This window comes from Mesorhizobium sp. B2-3-5 (assembly GCF_006442395.1).
GTDB lineage: Bacteria > Pseudomonadota > Alphaproteobacteria > Rhizobiales > Rhizobiaceae > Mesorhizobium.
This window is the reverse complement of record NZ_VFVX01000001.1, coordinates 518,598-532,451: the sequence shown is the minus strand read 5'-3', so window position 1 is coordinate 532,451 and position 13,854 is coordinate 518,598. Positions and strand designations below refer to the sequence as shown.

Genomic DNA, 13,854 nt, shown 5'->3' with positions numbered 1-13,854 from the left:
GGGGAATGGGGTGGGCCTGAGAGGCGCCGGCCTTGGCGGATCAAATCCGCCGCGAGGATGTTTAGCAATGCCTGCGCCACGGATAATTCCGCGATCGCGCCAGTATCGCCACGCCCCCTCCTCTGGATCGCGCGTTCGACAGCCCAGAACATGACTTGACGGCCTGTGTCTGGCATCTGAAAAGGGCTGGCCTGCGGACGTGGCGGAATTGGTAGACGCAAGGGACTTAAAATCCCTCGATCTCTGATCGTACGGGTTCGATTCCCGTCGTCCGCACCAGGTTGAAACCAAAGCGAAATTCGGCTGCCCTGCACAGGCTCGCCCCTCTTGAAAAAGTCTGGCTGGGTAGCCGGACCAAAGACGGCCATCCGAATTCGTTTTTTAGCCGAAGCGAAACGAAGGCTGCATTTCCACGTTGAGGTTCGTCAAAACGAGGGAGATTTTAGAAAATGGATCCGGCAACTGCGGCAGTGATGGTTTTGCTCTCGTGCAGCCCGGGCGAGACCTCCATCTGCAAACCTATCGACACGGGGACGACAATTTACGCATCGCTCGATCTGTGCATGGCTTCACTGAAGGAAAGGCTCGCAAGTTCTCCGAACGGCGAAACCATTGGGCGATGTCGCCTGGTTGATGCGGCCGTCACCGGCGCCGTATCGGTCGGCCTTACAACGGTTCTTGTGACTCGCGGCCTGGACGACGACGCCGTCACGAGCAGTTATGTCGTACCGCACGAGCAATAGGAGCTTCGTTCCCGTTGGCTTACGGTGGCGTTCGTCCCCTCGGCGATGGCGAGATGATAGACGGCGGCGCGGGCGTGAGGCTGCGGAAATAGCGCCGTACTACGTTCGCAATCCATACCTTAACGTTTGTTCAATGCGCCCAATTTAGAGTTGGAGCATGCGCTTCTCCATTGTGCTTTTTGGCTGGGCGGCAATTTTCGGCTGGGACTTCGCCGCCAATCAAGGCGAATTCACCATTCGCCTCGGTATGCGAGTTGCCCACCTGATCCAAACGTCGGGGCTTGTTTGAAACGCGTCCGCAAGGCCTCGCGATCGGCCTGGGTATCGCCATAGGCCACGCTGTAGCGGGTTGATCTCATAAGGGTTCACTCGGCCGCACCGGCCCCGTGGTATTCCACTGGATGAACTCGACCTCCTTTGCCGTCACTTCCCGCACGGCCTTCAACAGCGCCTCATGAAGGTCTTGCATCGAGCGGTAATGATTGCACTGCCGCGATATAAATGGCTTCACGATGCTCAAGTGCAGCGCCTCGGCCGCCGCTAATTTAGGAAACGCTCGATTTCCGCCTCGGAAAACTGTTTGGATGGTTTGCTCCTGGCCATTTGGCGATCTCCTTTTTTGAAGGGGTCGCCGCAACGAAAGGATTTCTAACTGGAATCCCTGCCAGCGACAGCACCGGGTTGAGCGCTGCCGGCGTCGATGAAAATGGCGTCTCATGGCGATCGTCAACTGCATCGCAAATCAGGCCAAACTCAACGGGCATATACAGTTGAAGCCAGATGGCTATGTAAGCGTGTTCGTCAACACTCCGGTACAAAAGCAGGACAACACCAAAGACCCCGAGGATCCTTCGGCCGGCGAGAAACCCATCAGCCTGGAGATCGTCGACGTCGATGGTGCGTTTGCCAACAACACTCTTGTCGACAAAGCATTTCGAAACGAGGCGCAGCTCTACCGATGAAGCGACTAGCTCTGGCTTTCTTACTCATCTCCACCCCCGCTATGGCAGAGATGTCTGTGACAGGTTGCAATGCCCTAAGCGATTCTGCCGGGGCGGCGGCTCTGCAACTGCGATCGCCGTGACATCACTCAACTTGTTGATGGTGATGTTCTGCTGTGCCGAATACGGTGACGTTCGTCCCTGCTTGTTAGATGCTTGTGGTGCCATTCCCTTGGCCACCAAAATGTCGTACCGGCGGCCGCTGATCGGTGCTTCGCCCATGGTCTGGTCCACCGCCCGCCTCAATGATTCCGACCAGCGCGCGAACAAACTCAACCATATCGTTTGCGGTGAGAGCTGCCTTGTCGGGACTCTGCCCAATGTGCTCGGCGGCCGCGCAACATGACAGGCGGATGAGATCGTAGTGCGAATCCCTTTCATCCTCCGGCAACGCCGCTAATCTCATGGCTCGGCGATGAATCAATCGCAGCAATTGTTCGAGAGCTGCTCCGACACTCATGCGTTTGCTCCGCATTGGTCAAGCGTTTCCGGCGCTCCAGGACGCGTCGGAACGTCGATGAGGACATGTCCCCTCCCCTGTCTCAAAGCTGCATCACAGCCATTAATATATCGTTTATTGCTAATATAAGACGCTTCGCAGGAGCCAGGTGCGCGCGCCGGACGGCGCCCGCTGCTCCTCAGAAATCGTTCGTGTCAGCGTTCATGTCGGTAGCGTTGGCATAAAAGGCCCACCATCGTCGGGCAGCGGCCTCGAGGCGCCAGAACGCGACTCAAGCCGCGATCGGGTTCAGCTTCAGATGCTGGATCAGGATGATGGTCTTGGCATCGACGATGCGGCCGTCGGTTATGCCGGCGAGCGCTTCGTCGAGCGGCATTTCCAGAACTTCGATGTCCTCGCCTTCTTCCGGGGCGCCGCCGCCGGCGGAGATGCGGTCGGCGGGCGAATAGCGGGCGACGAAGAACCAGAGCCGCTCGGTGACGCTGCCCGGGCTCATGTAAGGCGAAAACAGCCGCTCGACATCCTTCAGGCGGTAGCCGAGCTCTTCCTCGGCTTCCTTGCGGATGGCGGTCTCCGGATCGTTTTCATCCAGCAGTCCGGCACAGGCTTCGATCAGCGGTTCACGATGGCCGGTCACGTAGGCGGGATAGCGGAACTGGCGCACCAGAAGCACGGTCGAACGCAAAGGGTCATATGGCAGGATCACCGCCCCATCGCCGCGATCATAGGTCTGGCGGATTTGCGTTTCCCACTGGCCGTCACGCCGGCGATAGTCGAGCACGGTCTTCTTCAGGATCGCCCAATCGTCGGAAAGAACCTCTTCCGAGCGGATGCGAACGCGGTCTTCCATCGGATACCCTCTGAGCTGTTGGCACAGGCAGCCCTAGCGGCGAACCGGCTGCGGCGCAATCGGGCCAGCGATTGGTCCAGCAGGTGTTTCACTCTCTCGTGTGTGGCATGGAGGATATCCGTTGCCTAAATAGCAGGTTCCCTCCCCGGAGTTTCTTCCATGACGACATCGCTTTTCCAGCCCATCACGCTCGACGGGCTCAGCTTTCCCAATCGCATTGCCGTGGCGCCGATGTGCCAGTATTCCGCCGAAGACGGCTCGGCCAGCGACTGGCATCTTTACCACTGGATGAACCTGGCCATGTCCGGCGCCGGCATGGTCACTGTCGAGATGACCGATGTCGAACGGCGTGGGCGTATCACCCATGGCTGCCTCGGTCTCTATTCCGAAGACAATGAAGCCGCCGCGCGGCGGGCGCTGGACGCAGCCAGACGCGTTGCCGCCCCGGGCACCAAGTTCGGCACGCAGCTTGCCCATGCCGGCCGCAAGGCCTCGAACCGCAAGCCCTGGGAAGGCGGCGGGCCGTTGCAGCCAAACGAAGATCCCTGGCAGACCGTTTCGGCCTCGGCCATAGCCTACGACACCGGCTGGAACGTGCCGCGTGCGCTGGAAGACGACGAGATCCTCCAGCTCATCGAGCGGTTCGCGGAGGCCGCAAGGCGGGCCGAACGCGCCGGCTTCGACTTCATCGAACTGCATGCCGCGCATGGCTACCTGATCTTCCAGTTCCTGTCGCCGCTCTCCAATCAGCGCACGGACCGCTGGGGCGGCTCGCTGGAAAACCGGATGCGTCTCGCGGTCGAGATCGCCAAGGCGGTGAAGAAAGCAGCTCCGAGCCTGATGCTCGGCGCGCGGCTGTCGGTGAAGGACTGGGTCGATGGCGGCTTTGACGTCGAGGACGCGATCGAGGTGGCCAAAGCGCTGAAGGCCGAGGGCGTCGCCTATCTCTGCTGCTCCAGCGGCGGCAACTCGCCGTTGCAGGAATTGCCCACCGGCCCAGGCTATCAGGTGCACCTGGCGGAAGCCGTGCGTAAGGGCGCCGACATACCGACCCGTGCGGTCGGCCTGATCGACGATCCGAAGCAGGCCGAGGCTGTTATCGCCGAGGGCCGCGCCGACATGGTGGCGCTGGCGCGCGCCTTCCTCGCCGACCCGCGCTGGGGTTGGCGTGCGGCCGCAACGTTCAGCGAAAAGATCCGTCCGGCGCCGCAGCTCGCCCGCTCGGTGACGACGATGGAACACTGGATGAAGGCGGCGGGCTGACCGATCCCACCTCCCAATGCCGGCGCGGCCTGCCAACGACATGCATCAAACAAAGACTTAAGTCGCGTCGCAAACGCGACGCGACTTTTAGGCGCAGTCTGAGGGCCATTTTTGAAACCAAATTGGCTGCTTTGCGTTGCGGCCATGATGGACAACAAACCCTTTGAAACGCCTGTGGTGGTCGAGCTTGGCCATGTCGGCAAATATCGCCATATCCGCAGCACCCAGGAGGCGGCGGAGTGCCTGATGACGGTTTGGCCGCTCAATCGCGGCCCGCGTCACCGTGATGCTCTCGACACTTGCCTCAAAGTGCTGGAAGGTTATCGTTCGACGGCGGATGCACGACGGGCACCTGATCGAGGCCGCCAGGGAATCGGAAGTGCTTGTGCCCGACGACAGGCTGTCCGACGACCGGCTGCATTGAGCAGGCGGAGCTTTCAACCGGAGGTTTTTAATGGCGAAGCTGACTTACAAGATCGTCGAACATGACGGCGGCTGGGCCTACAAGGTCGGCTCGACCTTCTCGGAGACGTTTCCCACCCACCAGGACGCGTTGCGCGCCGCCGAAATCGCTTCGGCCGAGCAACAGGTCGCGGGCGCCACGGACGGCATCCAGTATGAGGACGCCGAAGGCAAATGGCACGAGGAATTGGCCGATGGCCGCGATCGGCCGCAGACCGAGGTTTCCGACTAGGCTGCCAACAGAAGAAAAACTTGCCCGCACAAAAGACAGGGTGCCGACCGCGGACGTCAGGAGAGACGACGTCCTGCGGTCAGCAACCGCCCCGCGGCGGAATTATTTGCCGCAGTACTGATCGTTGACGTTCAGTCCGGCATTGGCGTCGGGACCAGGGGTGCTGGACGCACAAGGCCCGACCGGACCAGGGTTGCCAAGGCTGTTCAGCCCAGTGCCATCCGCATTGATGCTTCCGGTGGTGCTCTGGTCGACGCCTGAGGAATCCTCATTGCCGAACAGCCACCAGTTGTGATGGCTGGAATAGGTGCCGTCCGACGGCTGGGCCATCGCCGATGTTGCGAACCCGATTGTCAGAACCGTCGCCGCGAGAAGTTTCGTATACATTGAATCACTCCGTATCTTGGCCGCCTTGGGTGCGACACGGGGTAAACCCGGCGATCAGCAGGATGGTTCATTGAAATTGTTGTGAGGCCGCGGTGATGGAAATGCACGGGCTGCAATCCGCTCTATGAAACCACGACCCGCTTCGGTTCGACGAACTGCGGCATGTGGCCGGCACCTTCGACATGTTCGAAATCAAGCTTTTCGATCTTGCTTCGCATTGACTGGCCGTGGATGCGGATGCCAATCACGCGGTCGGCGGTTCCAAAAAGGATGCCGGTGGGCATGGCAATCTCGCCATAGCGTTGCTCTATGCGGCCGGGATCCTGTTCGATGGCCACGACATCAGCCGATGTTGCCTGGAAATGGGCTGGCCGCAAGCTTGCATCGAAACGGGCCAGGGGATCGTCCGTCGACACATTGAAATTGCGAATACAGACGCCGCCGGCCGGCCGAAACACAGCGCCGGCCGGGTGGCATTGCCGCAGGCCGCGCGCCGCGCTATCTCAGGCGACATCGCCTTCCCAGACGACCCGTCTTGCCGGAGCCTCCATGCCCGAAATCGTTACCGCCGCCATGCTTGTCATCGGTGATGAGATCCTGTCCGGCCGCACCAAGGACAAGAACATCGGCCATCTCGCCGACATCATGACGGCGATTGGCATCGACCTGAAGGAGGTGCGCATCGTCCCCGACGAGGAAGACGAGATCGTCGCGGCTGTGAATGCCGTGCGCGCACGTTACACCTATGTGTTCACCACCGGCGGCATCGGTCCCACCCATGACGACATCACCGCCGATTCGATAGCCAAGGCGTTCGGCGTGCCCTGCGAATACGATGCCAAGGCCTATGCGATGCTGGAGGCGAGCTATGCCGCGCGCGGCATCGAATATACAGAAGCGCGCAAACGCATGGCGCGGATGCCGCGCGGCGCCGACCATATCGACAACCCGGTGTCGGTGGCGCCCGGCTTCCGCATCGGCAATGTCCATGTAATGGCCGGTGTGCCCGCGATCTTCCAGGCCATGCTCGACAATGTCGTGCCGACGCTGAAGACCGGCACGAAGATGCTGTCGGCGGCGGTGCACTGCCCCTTCGGTGAAGGCCTTGTCGGCGGGCCGTTGGGCGAGATCCAGAAAGCGCATCCGGACACGATCATCGGCTCCTATCCGAAATATGGCGATGGCAAGTTCTGGACTGAACTGGTCGTTCGCGCCCGCAGCCAGGAGGCACTCGACGCCGCGCGCGCCGATGTCGAGGCGATGGTGGCGGGATTTGCCGGCAAGGCGGGCTGATCGGCTTCAGGCCGGAACCAAGCACGACGCCGCGACGTTTCCTTCCTGCGAGTTCCGGCGCTCGCAAGATTGAGGGGTCATCATGCGTTTCAAGACCATCGTTGCCATTCTGCAGAACGAGCAGGACGCCGAGCGCGTGCTCGACTGTGCCATTCCGCTCGCCACCCGCTTCCAGAGCCATTTGACCGGTATCCATGCCGAGGCGCTTCCGGTGCCCTACACGTCGGCGACCGGCTTCCCGGACACCGAATTCCTGCAGGTCTCGGCCGACATGAACCGCGAGCGGGCCAACAAACTCCAGGCCGTCTTCCTCAGGCGTATCGAGGATTCCGGCCTCTCCTTCGAGTGGCGCAGCCTGGAGAGCTTTTCCGGCGACAGCGCGCTGACGGGCATTTCAAGCGTGCGCGCCGCCGATCTCATCATCGCCGCCCAGCGCGAGACCGGCGGCGACCCCAGCGCCGACGTCGATACGTTGGTCTATGACGCCGGCCGGCCGGTCTTGGTGGTGCCCCATGCCGGCCCGCTGATCACCACTTTCAAACGCGTGCTGCTCGCCTGGAACGGCAGCAAGGAAGCCGCCCGCGCCGCCTTCGACGCGCTGCCCTTCATCATCGAGGCCGAGAAAACCGACATACTGGTGATCGATCCGCCCGATACGCTCGACGAAAGCCCAGAGGCCGCCGGTGCCGAGATCGCTTCCGCCCTGTCACGTCACGGCGCCACCGTCAGCGTCTCGGTGCAGAAATCGGGCGGCATGTCGGTCGATGACATGATCCAGAACAGGGTCGCCGAGAGCGGTGCCGATCTCCTGGTTCTTGGCGCCTACAGCCACTCCTGGCTGCGCCAGCTTCTGTTCGGCGGGGTGACGCGCACGGTACTGCGCACGGCGCAGGTGGCGGCCTTCCTGTCGCGATAAGTCCACAACGATCGCTGGTGACCACCCTTGCCAAACCCAAGGGTTTCCAGTTAATTCCGCGCGCATTCCCCTGTTTTCTTGCACGCGGTCCTCGCGTGCTGCGGAGTGCGCGAGACATGTCCCTTCCCGAAAAAGCCTTCCCGGTCTCCTGGGACCAGTTCCACCGTGACGCCCGCGCGCTCGCCTGGCGGCTTGCCGGCACCAACAAGGGGCAATGGAAGGCGATCGTCTGCATCACGCGCGGCGGATTGGTCCCGGCGGCGATCATCTCGCGCGAGTTGGGCATCCGCATCATCGAGACGGTCTGCGTGGCCTCCTATCACGACTATACCAGCCAGGGGCAGTTGCAGGTGCTGAAGGAAGTCACGCCGGCGCTGCTTGCCGATGATGGCGCAGGGGTGCTGATCATCGACGACCTGACCGACACGGGCAAGACCGCCGGCATCGTGCGGGCGATGATGCCCAAGGCCCATTTCGCCACCGTCTATGCCAAGCCCAAGGGCAGGCCCCTGGTCGATACTTTCGTCACCGAGGTCAGCCAGGACACCTGGATCTATTTTCCCTGGGATATGGGCTTCACCTATCAGAAGCCGATCGCTGACGATCACGCCGGTTGATTCGCAAGAGGCCTCTTCCGCGCTGCAGTACGAGCAAGCCTCCTTTGCTTGCTGAAGGAGCCAGCGCGCAAATTTGCTGGTGAAATTGGTTGCCAAGGGTGCAACCAGTCAGTCCGATGAAAGTTTTTACTTTTATTGTAGACAATTCCACCTAAATTTATGAGGCGGCAAAACGATTCTAAGGGCTGGGGCTAGCTTCTCCTATGTTAATGGGGCCAACGACACACAACCATCTGGCTGAACGGGTCCGACGACTCTTCGGCACCGCGCCCTGCCGCTTGCAGGTTGCCGCCCTGCCTTGGCGTAATGTCGGGAACCGTGTCGAGATCATGCTGATCACCAGCCGTGACACCGGCCGCTGGGTGCTTCCCAAAGGCTGGCCTGAGGCCAGGGAGCCGCTCTGCGAGGCGGCGGCACGCGAGGCCGGCGAGGAAGCCGGATTGCACGGAAGCGTCTCCCATCTCGAAGCTGGCCGCTACTTCTATGCCAAGGTGCTCGCTTCCCGCGAAGAAGTGCCCTGCGAGGTGCTGGTGTTTCCGCTGCATGTCGACAAGATCGCCGACCGCTGGAAGGAAAAACACGCCCGCACCCGCAAATGGGTCAGTTCCAGCGAAGCGGTGCGCATGGTCCATGAACGCGACCTGTGCCAGATCATCGCCTATTTCTGCGCCGACCCGCACAGATTTTCCTAGCCCGCCGCCGGCCTGTGCCGCGTGCGCCACGGCGGATTCATACGCCTGTGATGTGCCGCATGAATGGTTTGCTAATTCTTCTTCGCTAGGAAGCGGCCAATCTGGCGTTTGATCGATGGCGAATCCTGTAGAACCACTTCCGCAAGACCCGGGCGAGCCCAAGCGCGAGCATCGCCCACGCGTGCTCAAGGGTGCAAGCATCATCACCGGGGCCCATTCGGAAGTCGCCGTTTTGCTGCGCAACCAGCATGCGGGCGGCGCCGAACTGAAAATACCGCTCGAGGCCCGGATTCCCGATCGCTTCCTTCTTTACGTGCCGCTCGACGGCGTCGGCTATCGCTGCGAGGTCCGCTGGCGCCGCAAAGACAGGATCGGCGTGCAGTTCACCGGCACCGAGCCAAAGCCCAAGATGCACTACGGCTGAACCACGAGTTGCCCAGCGCCTCCCAACGGTCGGTAATTCGCAAACCGGCGACCCAAACGACCATCGCGGCGGCGCATTTCTATCCCCGTTATCCACATGTGTGACACACAAGATGTTGGGGTCACAAAAGCTACGCAAACGAATCCTTGACGGCGCAAAACGAGTCGCCTTTTATAGGCCATGTGCTCTTGTTGAGAGCGCGACCGGATAGTTCTGAGCCCGGTCTTTTTCCCGGATTATGTGTGTTTTTGCCCGCATTTCCGCCTGTTTACGAGGCCGGCGGAAGCGTTGGGATCGTGGGGCATGGGGCGACGAAAGGGAGAATTGTCGGACTGGAATAAATTGTCTGTTAATACTATATTTAGTGTTTGCAGGTAGGTTCGGCGCTAGATAGTGTGAATTTCCCTCGATCGAGGGAATCGAAAAATTCAATTTCGAAGGACCCGCAAGGTCGGTCGGCAGCCTCGGCAAGCGCCTGGCAAGGCGTCTTGTTGTGCGCGCGGCAGCAGCTTGCGATGGGGAGATGCCGGCATTGTTCGCGATGCCTGCAAACGGCGGACTGTGCTTTTCGCTTTGGGGGCAGAAATCCCCTGACGAAAGCGCTATATATAGGCAAAAGGGACAGGACCAATGCGCATCGAGCGTCGTTTCACCAAGTCGGGGCAATCTGCTTACGCGGAGATTGAATTCCGCAAGGCGCTTTCCGAGATCAAGAATCCGGATGGCTCGGTGGTGTTCCGTTTGGACAATATCGACGTGCCGGCGCAGTTCTCCCAGGTGGCGGCCGACATCCTGGCGCAGAAGTATTTCCGCAAGGCTGGTGTCCCCGCACGGCTGAAGAAGGTCGAGGAGAATGACGTTCCCTCGTTCCTGTGGCGCTCGATCGCCGACGAGGCCGAACTTGCCAAGCTGCCGGAAGCCGAGCGCTATGGTTCCGAGATCGACGCCCGCCAGGTCTTCGACCGTCTGTCCGGCACCTGGACCTATTGGGGCTGGAAAGGCGGCTACTTCAAGTCTGAAGACGACGCGCGCGCTTTCCGCGACGAGCTTGCCTACATGCTGGCCACGCAGCGCGTGGCGCCGAACTCGCCGCAATGGTTCAACACCGGCCTGCACTGGGCCTATGGCATCGACGGTCCGAGCCAGGGCCATTTCTATGTCGACCCCTTCACCGGCAAGCTGACCAAGTCGAAATCATCCTACGAGCATCCGCAGCCGCATGCCTGCTTCATCCAGGGCGTGCAGGACGATCTCGTCAACGAGGGCGGCATCATGGACCTTTGGGTGCGTGAGGCGCGCCTGTTCAAATATGGCTCGGGCACCGGCTCGAACTTCTCGCTGCTGCGCGGCGAAGGCGAAAAGCTGTCGGGCGGCGGCCGTTCTTCCGGCCTGATGAGCTTCCTCAAAATCGGCGACCGCGCTGCTGGCGCCATCAAGTCGGGCGGCACAACGCGCCGCGCCGCAAAAATGGTCATCGTCGATGCCGATCACCCCGATATCGAGGAATTCATCGACTGGAAGGTCAATGAAGAGCAGAAGGTCGCCTCGCTGGTGACCGGCTCCAAGATCGTCAAGAAGCATCTCGAAGCCATCATGAAGGCCTGCGTCAACTGCCAAGGTCAGGATGACGATTGCTTCGATCCGTCGATCAACACCGCGCTGAAGCGCGAGATCAAGGCGGCCAAGAAGTCCGCCGTGCCGGAGAACTACATCTACCGCGTCATCCAGTTCGCCAAGCAGGGCTATACGTCGATGTCGTTCAAGACCTACGACACCGACTGGGATTCGGACGCCTACCTCACCGTTTCGGGCCAGAACTCCAACAACTCGGTGTCGCTGAAGGACAATTTCCTGCGCGCCGTCGAGCAGGATGGCGACTGGCAGCTGACCGCCCGCAAGGACGGCAAGGTGCTGAAGACGCTGAAGGCCAGGGACCTCTGGGAAAAGATCGGCTACGCCGCCTGGGCTTCGGCTGATCCCGGCCTGCATTTCAACACGACGATGAACGACTGGCACACCTGCGCTTCGGCTGGTGCGATCCGGGCCTCCAACCCGTGCTCTGAATACATGTTCCTTGACGACACGGCCTGCAATCTCGCCTCGATCAATCTGCTCCCTTACCGCAATGCCGACAGCACGATCGATATCGCCGCCTACGAGCATACGGTCAGGCTGTGGACCGTCGTTCTCGAAATCTCCGTCATGATGGCGCAGTTCCCGTCGAAGGAGATCGCCAAGCTCTCCTACGACTACCGCACGCTCGGCCTGGGCTATGCCAATATCGGCGGTCTCTTGATGACCTCGGGCATTCCCTACGATTCCGGCGAGGGCCGCGCCATCTGCGCGGCGCTGACCGCGATCATGACCGGCGTCGCCTACGCCACCTCGGCGGAAATGGCCTCCGAGCTCGGCGCCTTCCCGGATTATGACCGCAACGCCCAGAACATGCTGCGCGTCATGCGCAACCATCGCCGCGCCGCCTACGGCGACAGGGACGGCTACGAGAAGCTGGCCGTCAATCCGGTGCCGCTGGTCGCCTCGGACCTCAAGCAGCAGGCGCTTGCCGAGCATGCGAAAGCCGCCTGGGACCGCGCCATCGAGCTTGGCGAGGAGCATGGCTACCGCAATGCGCAGGCGACCGTGATCGCGCCGACCGGCACGATCGGCCTCGTCATGGATTGCGACACCACCGGCATCGAGCCCGACTTCGCCCTGGTGAAATTCAAGAAGCTTGCCGGCGGCGGCTACTTCAAGATCATCAACCGCGCCGTTCCGGAGGCGCTGCGCACGCTGGGCTATTCCGAGAGCCAGATCGCCGAGATCGAGGCCTATGCGGTCGGTCACGGCAACCTGAACCAGGCGCCCGGCATCAATCCCGGTTCGCTCAGGGCCAAAGGTTTTACCGACGAGAAGATCAGCGCGCTCAATGCAGCGCTGAAGTCGGCCTTCGACATCAAGTTCGTCTTCAATCAGTGGACGCTCGGCGCCGACTGGGTGAAGGAGACCTTTGGCTTCACCGACGAGCAGCTCAACGACTTCTCGTTCGAAATGCTGCCGGCGATGGGCTTCTCCAGGAAAGATATCGAGGCCGCCAACATCCATGTCTGCGGTGCCATGACGCTGGAAGGCGCGCCCTTCCTCAAGCCCGAGCATCTTGCCGTGTTCGATTGCGCAAGCCCGTGCGGCAAGATCGGCAAGCGCTCGCTGTCGATCAACAGCCACATCCAGATGATGGCGGCCGCACAGCCCTTCATCTCCGGCGCCATTTCCAAGACCATCAACATGCCGAACGATGCGACGGTGGAGGACGCCAAGAACGCCTACATGCTGTCGTGGAAGCTGGCGCTGAAGGCCAACGCGCTCTATCGCGACGGCTCCAAGCTGTCGCAGCCGCTCAATGCCTCGCTGCTCGCCGATGGCGAGGACGATGAGGACGAAGCGGTCGAGCAGCTGATCGCGGCGCCGCAGGCGGCGCGGGCGGCGCAGATCACCGAACGCATCGTCGAGCGCATCATCGAGCGCGTGTCGCGCGAGCAGGAGAAGCTGCCTGGTCGCCGCAAGGGTTATACCCAGAAGGCCAAGATCGGCGGCAACACCATCTTCCTGCGCACCGGCGAATATGATGATGGCCGCCTCGGCGAGATCTTCATCGACATGAACAAGGAAGGCGCGACGCTGCGTGGTCTTCTCAACAACTTCGCCATCGCGATTTCGCTTGGCCTGCAATACGGCGTGCCGCTCGACGAATATGTGCATGCCTTCACCTTCACCAAGTTCGAGCCGGCCGGCATGGTGATCGGCAACGACGCCATCAAGAGCGCGACGTCGATCCTCGACTACGTGTTCCGCGAACTTGCGATCTCCTATCTCGGCCGCAACGACCTCGCCCATGTCGACCAGTCGGACTTCTCCAACACCGCGCTTGGCCGTGGCATCAGCGAAGGCAAGACCGACGCCGTTTCCAAGGGGCTGACGCGCGGTTCACCGGTGAAGCTGGTTTCCCGGGTAAGCGGCAACGAGCCGAAGGGTTTTGCCGGCTCCGCCTCCGGCACCCCTGCCCGCTCGGCGCCGTCGGCCTTCTCCGGCTCCAACGTGCTGGCGTTGAAACCGGCCAGCGACGAGGCAATCGCCTACAAGCGCGACTATGAGGAGCGGGCCAGGGAATTGGCCGAGGATATGGCCTTCGAGGAAGCGGCCGACGCGGCCTCCGGGGCCTCCGGCGCCGCGGCCCTGTTCACGGACGCCGCCGCCAATGAAGCCGCTGAGGCGAAGAAACTCGCCGCCGACCGCCGCGCCAAGTCACTGCTCCAGGGCTACACCGGCAATTCCTGCTCCGAGTGCCAGAATTTTACGATGGTGCGGAACGGGACTTGCGAGAAGTGCGACACGTGTGGCGCCACGAGCGGGTGCAGCTGAAATCCTTTGCCCTTATGCTCTCTCTCCTGCCGCGTCACTGAATCTCGCTCAACGTCAAGGTAGATCGCTCATTCGACACACGAAGTCCGCTCACCTCC

General features: G+C 61.4%; 16 protein-coding genes, 1 tRNA gene and 1 pseudogene. 13 read left to right on the top strand and 5 right to left on the bottom strand.

Annotated features, from left to right (window positions below; translation table 11 throughout):
- Positions 1-193 precede the first annotated feature (193 nt).
- The 3 genes from FJ958_RS02765 to FJ958_RS32390 all read left to right on the top strand — a co-directional run bounded on the left by FJ958_RS02765 (position 194) and on the right by FJ958_RS32390 (position 1,032).
- Positions 194-279, top strand: a tRNA-Leu gene (locus FJ958_RS02765).
- Between the two features lie 170 nt (positions 280-449).
- Complete coding sequence (locus FJ958_RS02760; protein ID WP_140739077.1) at positions 450-743, top strand: hypothetical protein; 294 nt, start codon at positions 450-452, stop codon at positions 741-743.
- A 157-nt stretch (positions 744-900) separates the two neighbouring features.
- A complete protein-coding gene (locus FJ958_RS32390; RefSeq protein WP_281406639.1) occupies positions 901-1,032 on the top strand; it encodes a hypothetical protein in 132 nt (43 codons plus the stop codon).
- A gap of 66 nt (positions 1,033-1,098) precedes the next feature.
- Here the strand turns inward: FJ958_RS32390 and FJ958_RS02755 are convergent, their stop codons facing one another.
- Entirely contained in the window at positions 1,099-1,263 is a 165-nt protein-coding gene (locus FJ958_RS02755) for a hypothetical protein (protein ID WP_246679466.1), read from the bottom strand.
- A gap of 196 nt (positions 1,264-1,459) precedes the next feature.
- On the opposite strand from FJ958_RS02755, the gene FJ958_RS02750 reads away from it, so the two are divergent.
- Positions 1,460-1,705: a hypothetical protein gene (locus tag FJ958_RS02750; RefSeq protein ID WP_140739074.1), complete on the top strand. Its 246-nt coding sequence runs from the start codon at positions 1,460-1,462 to the stop codon at positions 1,703-1,705.
- 187 nt (positions 1,706-1,892) lie between these two features.
- On the opposite strand, the gene FJ958_RS02745 is transcribed toward FJ958_RS02750, so the two are convergent.
- Both FJ958_RS02745 and FJ958_RS02740 read right to left on the bottom strand, forming a co-directional pair.
- Entirely contained in the window at positions 1,893-2,204 is a 312-nt protein-coding gene (locus FJ958_RS02745; RefSeq protein ID WP_140739072.1) for a hypothetical protein, read from the bottom strand.
- Between the two features lie 271 nt (positions 2,205-2,475).
- Complete coding sequence (locus FJ958_RS02740) at positions 2,476-3,054, bottom strand: NUDIX domain-containing protein (protein ID WP_140739070.1); 579 nt, start codon at positions 3,052-3,054, stop codon at positions 2,476-2,478.
- A 159-nt stretch (positions 3,055-3,213) separates the two neighbouring features.
- Here FJ958_RS02740 and FJ958_RS02735 point away from each other — a divergent pair, with 159 nt between their 5' ends.
- The 3 genes and pseudogenes from FJ958_RS02735 (at position 3,214) to FJ958_RS02725 (ending at position 5,011) form a co-directional block, all read left to right on the top strand.
- On the top strand, positions 3,214-4,317 hold the full coding sequence (locus tag FJ958_RS02735) for an NADH:flavin oxidoreductase/NADH oxidase (RefSeq protein ID WP_140739067.1): 1,104 nt from the start codon (positions 3,214-3,216) through the stop codon (positions 4,315-4,317).
- Positions 4,318-4,461: 144 nt separating this feature from the next.
- Positions 4,462-4,741 (top strand): annotated as a pseudogene (locus tag FJ958_RS02730) (DUF982 domain-containing protein).
- 30 nt (positions 4,742-4,771) lie between these two features.
- On the top strand, positions 4,772-5,011 hold the full coding sequence (locus FJ958_RS02725; RefSeq protein WP_140607517.1) for a DUF2188 domain-containing protein: 240 nt from the start codon (positions 4,772-4,774) through the stop codon (positions 5,009-5,011).
- A 102-nt stretch (positions 5,012-5,113) separates the two neighbouring features.
- On the opposite strand, the gene FJ958_RS02720 is transcribed toward FJ958_RS02725, so the two are convergent.
- Both FJ958_RS02720 and FJ958_RS02715 read right to left on the bottom strand, forming a co-directional pair.
- Positions 5,114-5,398, bottom strand: coding sequence for a hypothetical protein (locus FJ958_RS02720; RefSeq protein ID WP_140739065.1), 285 nt, complete (start codon positions 5,396-5,398; stop codon positions 5,114-5,116).
- A gap of 122 nt (positions 5,399-5,520) precedes the next feature.
- Entirely contained in the window at positions 5,521-5,736 is a 216-nt protein-coding gene (locus FJ958_RS02715; protein ID WP_246679464.1) for an alpha/beta hydrolase, read from the bottom strand.
- A 211-nt stretch (positions 5,737-5,947) separates the two neighbouring features.
- Here FJ958_RS02715 and FJ958_RS02710 point away from each other — a divergent pair, with 211 nt between their 5' ends.
- The 6 genes from FJ958_RS02710 (at position 5,948) to FJ958_RS02685 (ending at position 13,756) form a co-directional block, all read left to right on the top strand.
- Complete coding sequence (locus FJ958_RS02710; protein ID WP_140739062.1) at positions 5,948-6,691, top strand: competence/damage-inducible protein A; 744 nt, start codon at positions 5,948-5,950, stop codon at positions 6,689-6,691.
- 82 nt (positions 6,692-6,773) lie between these two features.
- The gene (locus tag FJ958_RS02705) at positions 6,774-7,607 is read left to right on the top strand and encodes a universal stress protein (protein ID WP_140739059.1); all 834 of its coding nucleotides are present in this window, start codon (positions 6,774-6,776) and stop codon (positions 7,605-7,607) included.
- 116 nt (positions 7,608-7,723) lie between these two features.
- Positions 7,724-8,224, top strand: a complete 501-nt coding sequence (gene gpt, locus FJ958_RS02700; protein ID WP_140607521.1) for a xanthine phosphoribosyltransferase — start codon at positions 7,724-7,726, stop codon at positions 8,222-8,224.
- 203 nt (positions 8,225-8,427) lie between these two features.
- On the top strand, positions 8,428-8,916 hold the full coding sequence (locus FJ958_RS02695; protein WP_140739057.1) for an NUDIX hydrolase: 489 nt from the start codon (positions 8,428-8,430) through the stop codon (positions 8,914-8,916).
- A 115-nt stretch (positions 8,917-9,031) separates the two neighbouring features.
- Positions 9,032-9,340, top strand: coding sequence for a PilZ domain-containing protein (locus FJ958_RS02690; protein ID WP_140739054.1), 309 nt, complete (start codon positions 9,032-9,034; stop codon positions 9,338-9,340).
- 630 nt (positions 9,341-9,970) lie between these two features.
- Positions 9,971-13,756, top strand: coding sequence for a vitamin B12-dependent ribonucleotide reductase (locus tag FJ958_RS02685; RefSeq protein WP_140739051.1), 3,786 nt, complete (start codon positions 9,971-9,973; stop codon positions 13,754-13,756).
- The last annotated feature ends 98 nt before the right edge of the window (positions 13,757-13,854 follow it).

Bases quoted from the DNA above. Each gene is read 5' to 3' on its own strand.
- FJ958_RS02760 (WP_140739077.1), top strand. From the start codon at position 450: ATGGATCCGGCAACTGCGGCAGTGATGGTTTTGCTCTCGTGCAGCCCG.
- FJ958_RS32390 (WP_281406639.1), top strand. From the start codon at position 901: ATGCGCTTCTCCATTGTGCTTTTTGGCTGGGCGGCAATTTTCGGCTGG.
- FJ958_RS02750 (WP_140739074.1), top strand. From the start codon at position 1,460: ATGGCGATCGTCAACTGCATCGCAAATCAGGCCAAACTCAACGGGCAT.
- FJ958_RS02745 (WP_140739072.1), bottom strand. From the start codon at position 2,204: ATGAGTGTCGGAGCAGCTCTCGAACAATTGCTGCGATTGATTCATCGC.
- FJ958_RS02740 (WP_140739070.1), bottom strand. From the start codon at position 3,054: ATGGAAGACCGCGTTCGCATCCGCTCGGAAGAGGTTCTTTCCGACGAT.
- FJ958_RS02735 (WP_140739067.1), top strand. From the start codon at position 3,214: ATGACGACATCGCTTTTCCAGCCCATCACGCTCGACGGGCTCAGCTTT.
- FJ958_RS02725 (WP_140607517.1), top strand. From the start codon at position 4,772: ATGGCGAAGCTGACTTACAAGATCGTCGAACATGACGGCGGCTGGGCC.
- FJ958_RS02720 (WP_140739065.1), bottom strand. From the start codon at position 5,398: ATGTATACGAAACTTCTCGCGGCGACGGTTCTGACAATCGGGTTCGCA.
- FJ958_RS02710 (WP_140739062.1), top strand. From the start codon at position 5,948: ATGCCCGAAATCGTTACCGCCGCCATGCTTGTCATCGGTGATGAGATC.
- FJ958_RS02705 (WP_140739059.1), top strand. From the start codon at position 6,774: ATGCGTTTCAAGACCATCGTTGCCATTCTGCAGAACGAGCAGGACGCC.
- gpt (WP_140607521.1), top strand. From the start codon at position 7,724: ATGTCCCTTCCCGAAAAAGCCTTCCCGGTCTCCTGGGACCAGTTCCAC.
- FJ958_RS02695 (WP_140739057.1), top strand. From the start codon at position 8,428: ATGTTAATGGGGCCAACGACACACAACCATCTGGCTGAACGGGTCCGA.
- FJ958_RS02690 (WP_140739054.1), top strand. From the start codon at position 9,032: ATGGCGAATCCTGTAGAACCACTTCCGCAAGACCCGGGCGAGCCCAAG.
- FJ958_RS02685 (WP_140739051.1), top strand. From the start codon at position 9,971: ATGCGCATCGAGCGTCGTTTCACCAAGTCGGGGCAATCTGCTTACGCG.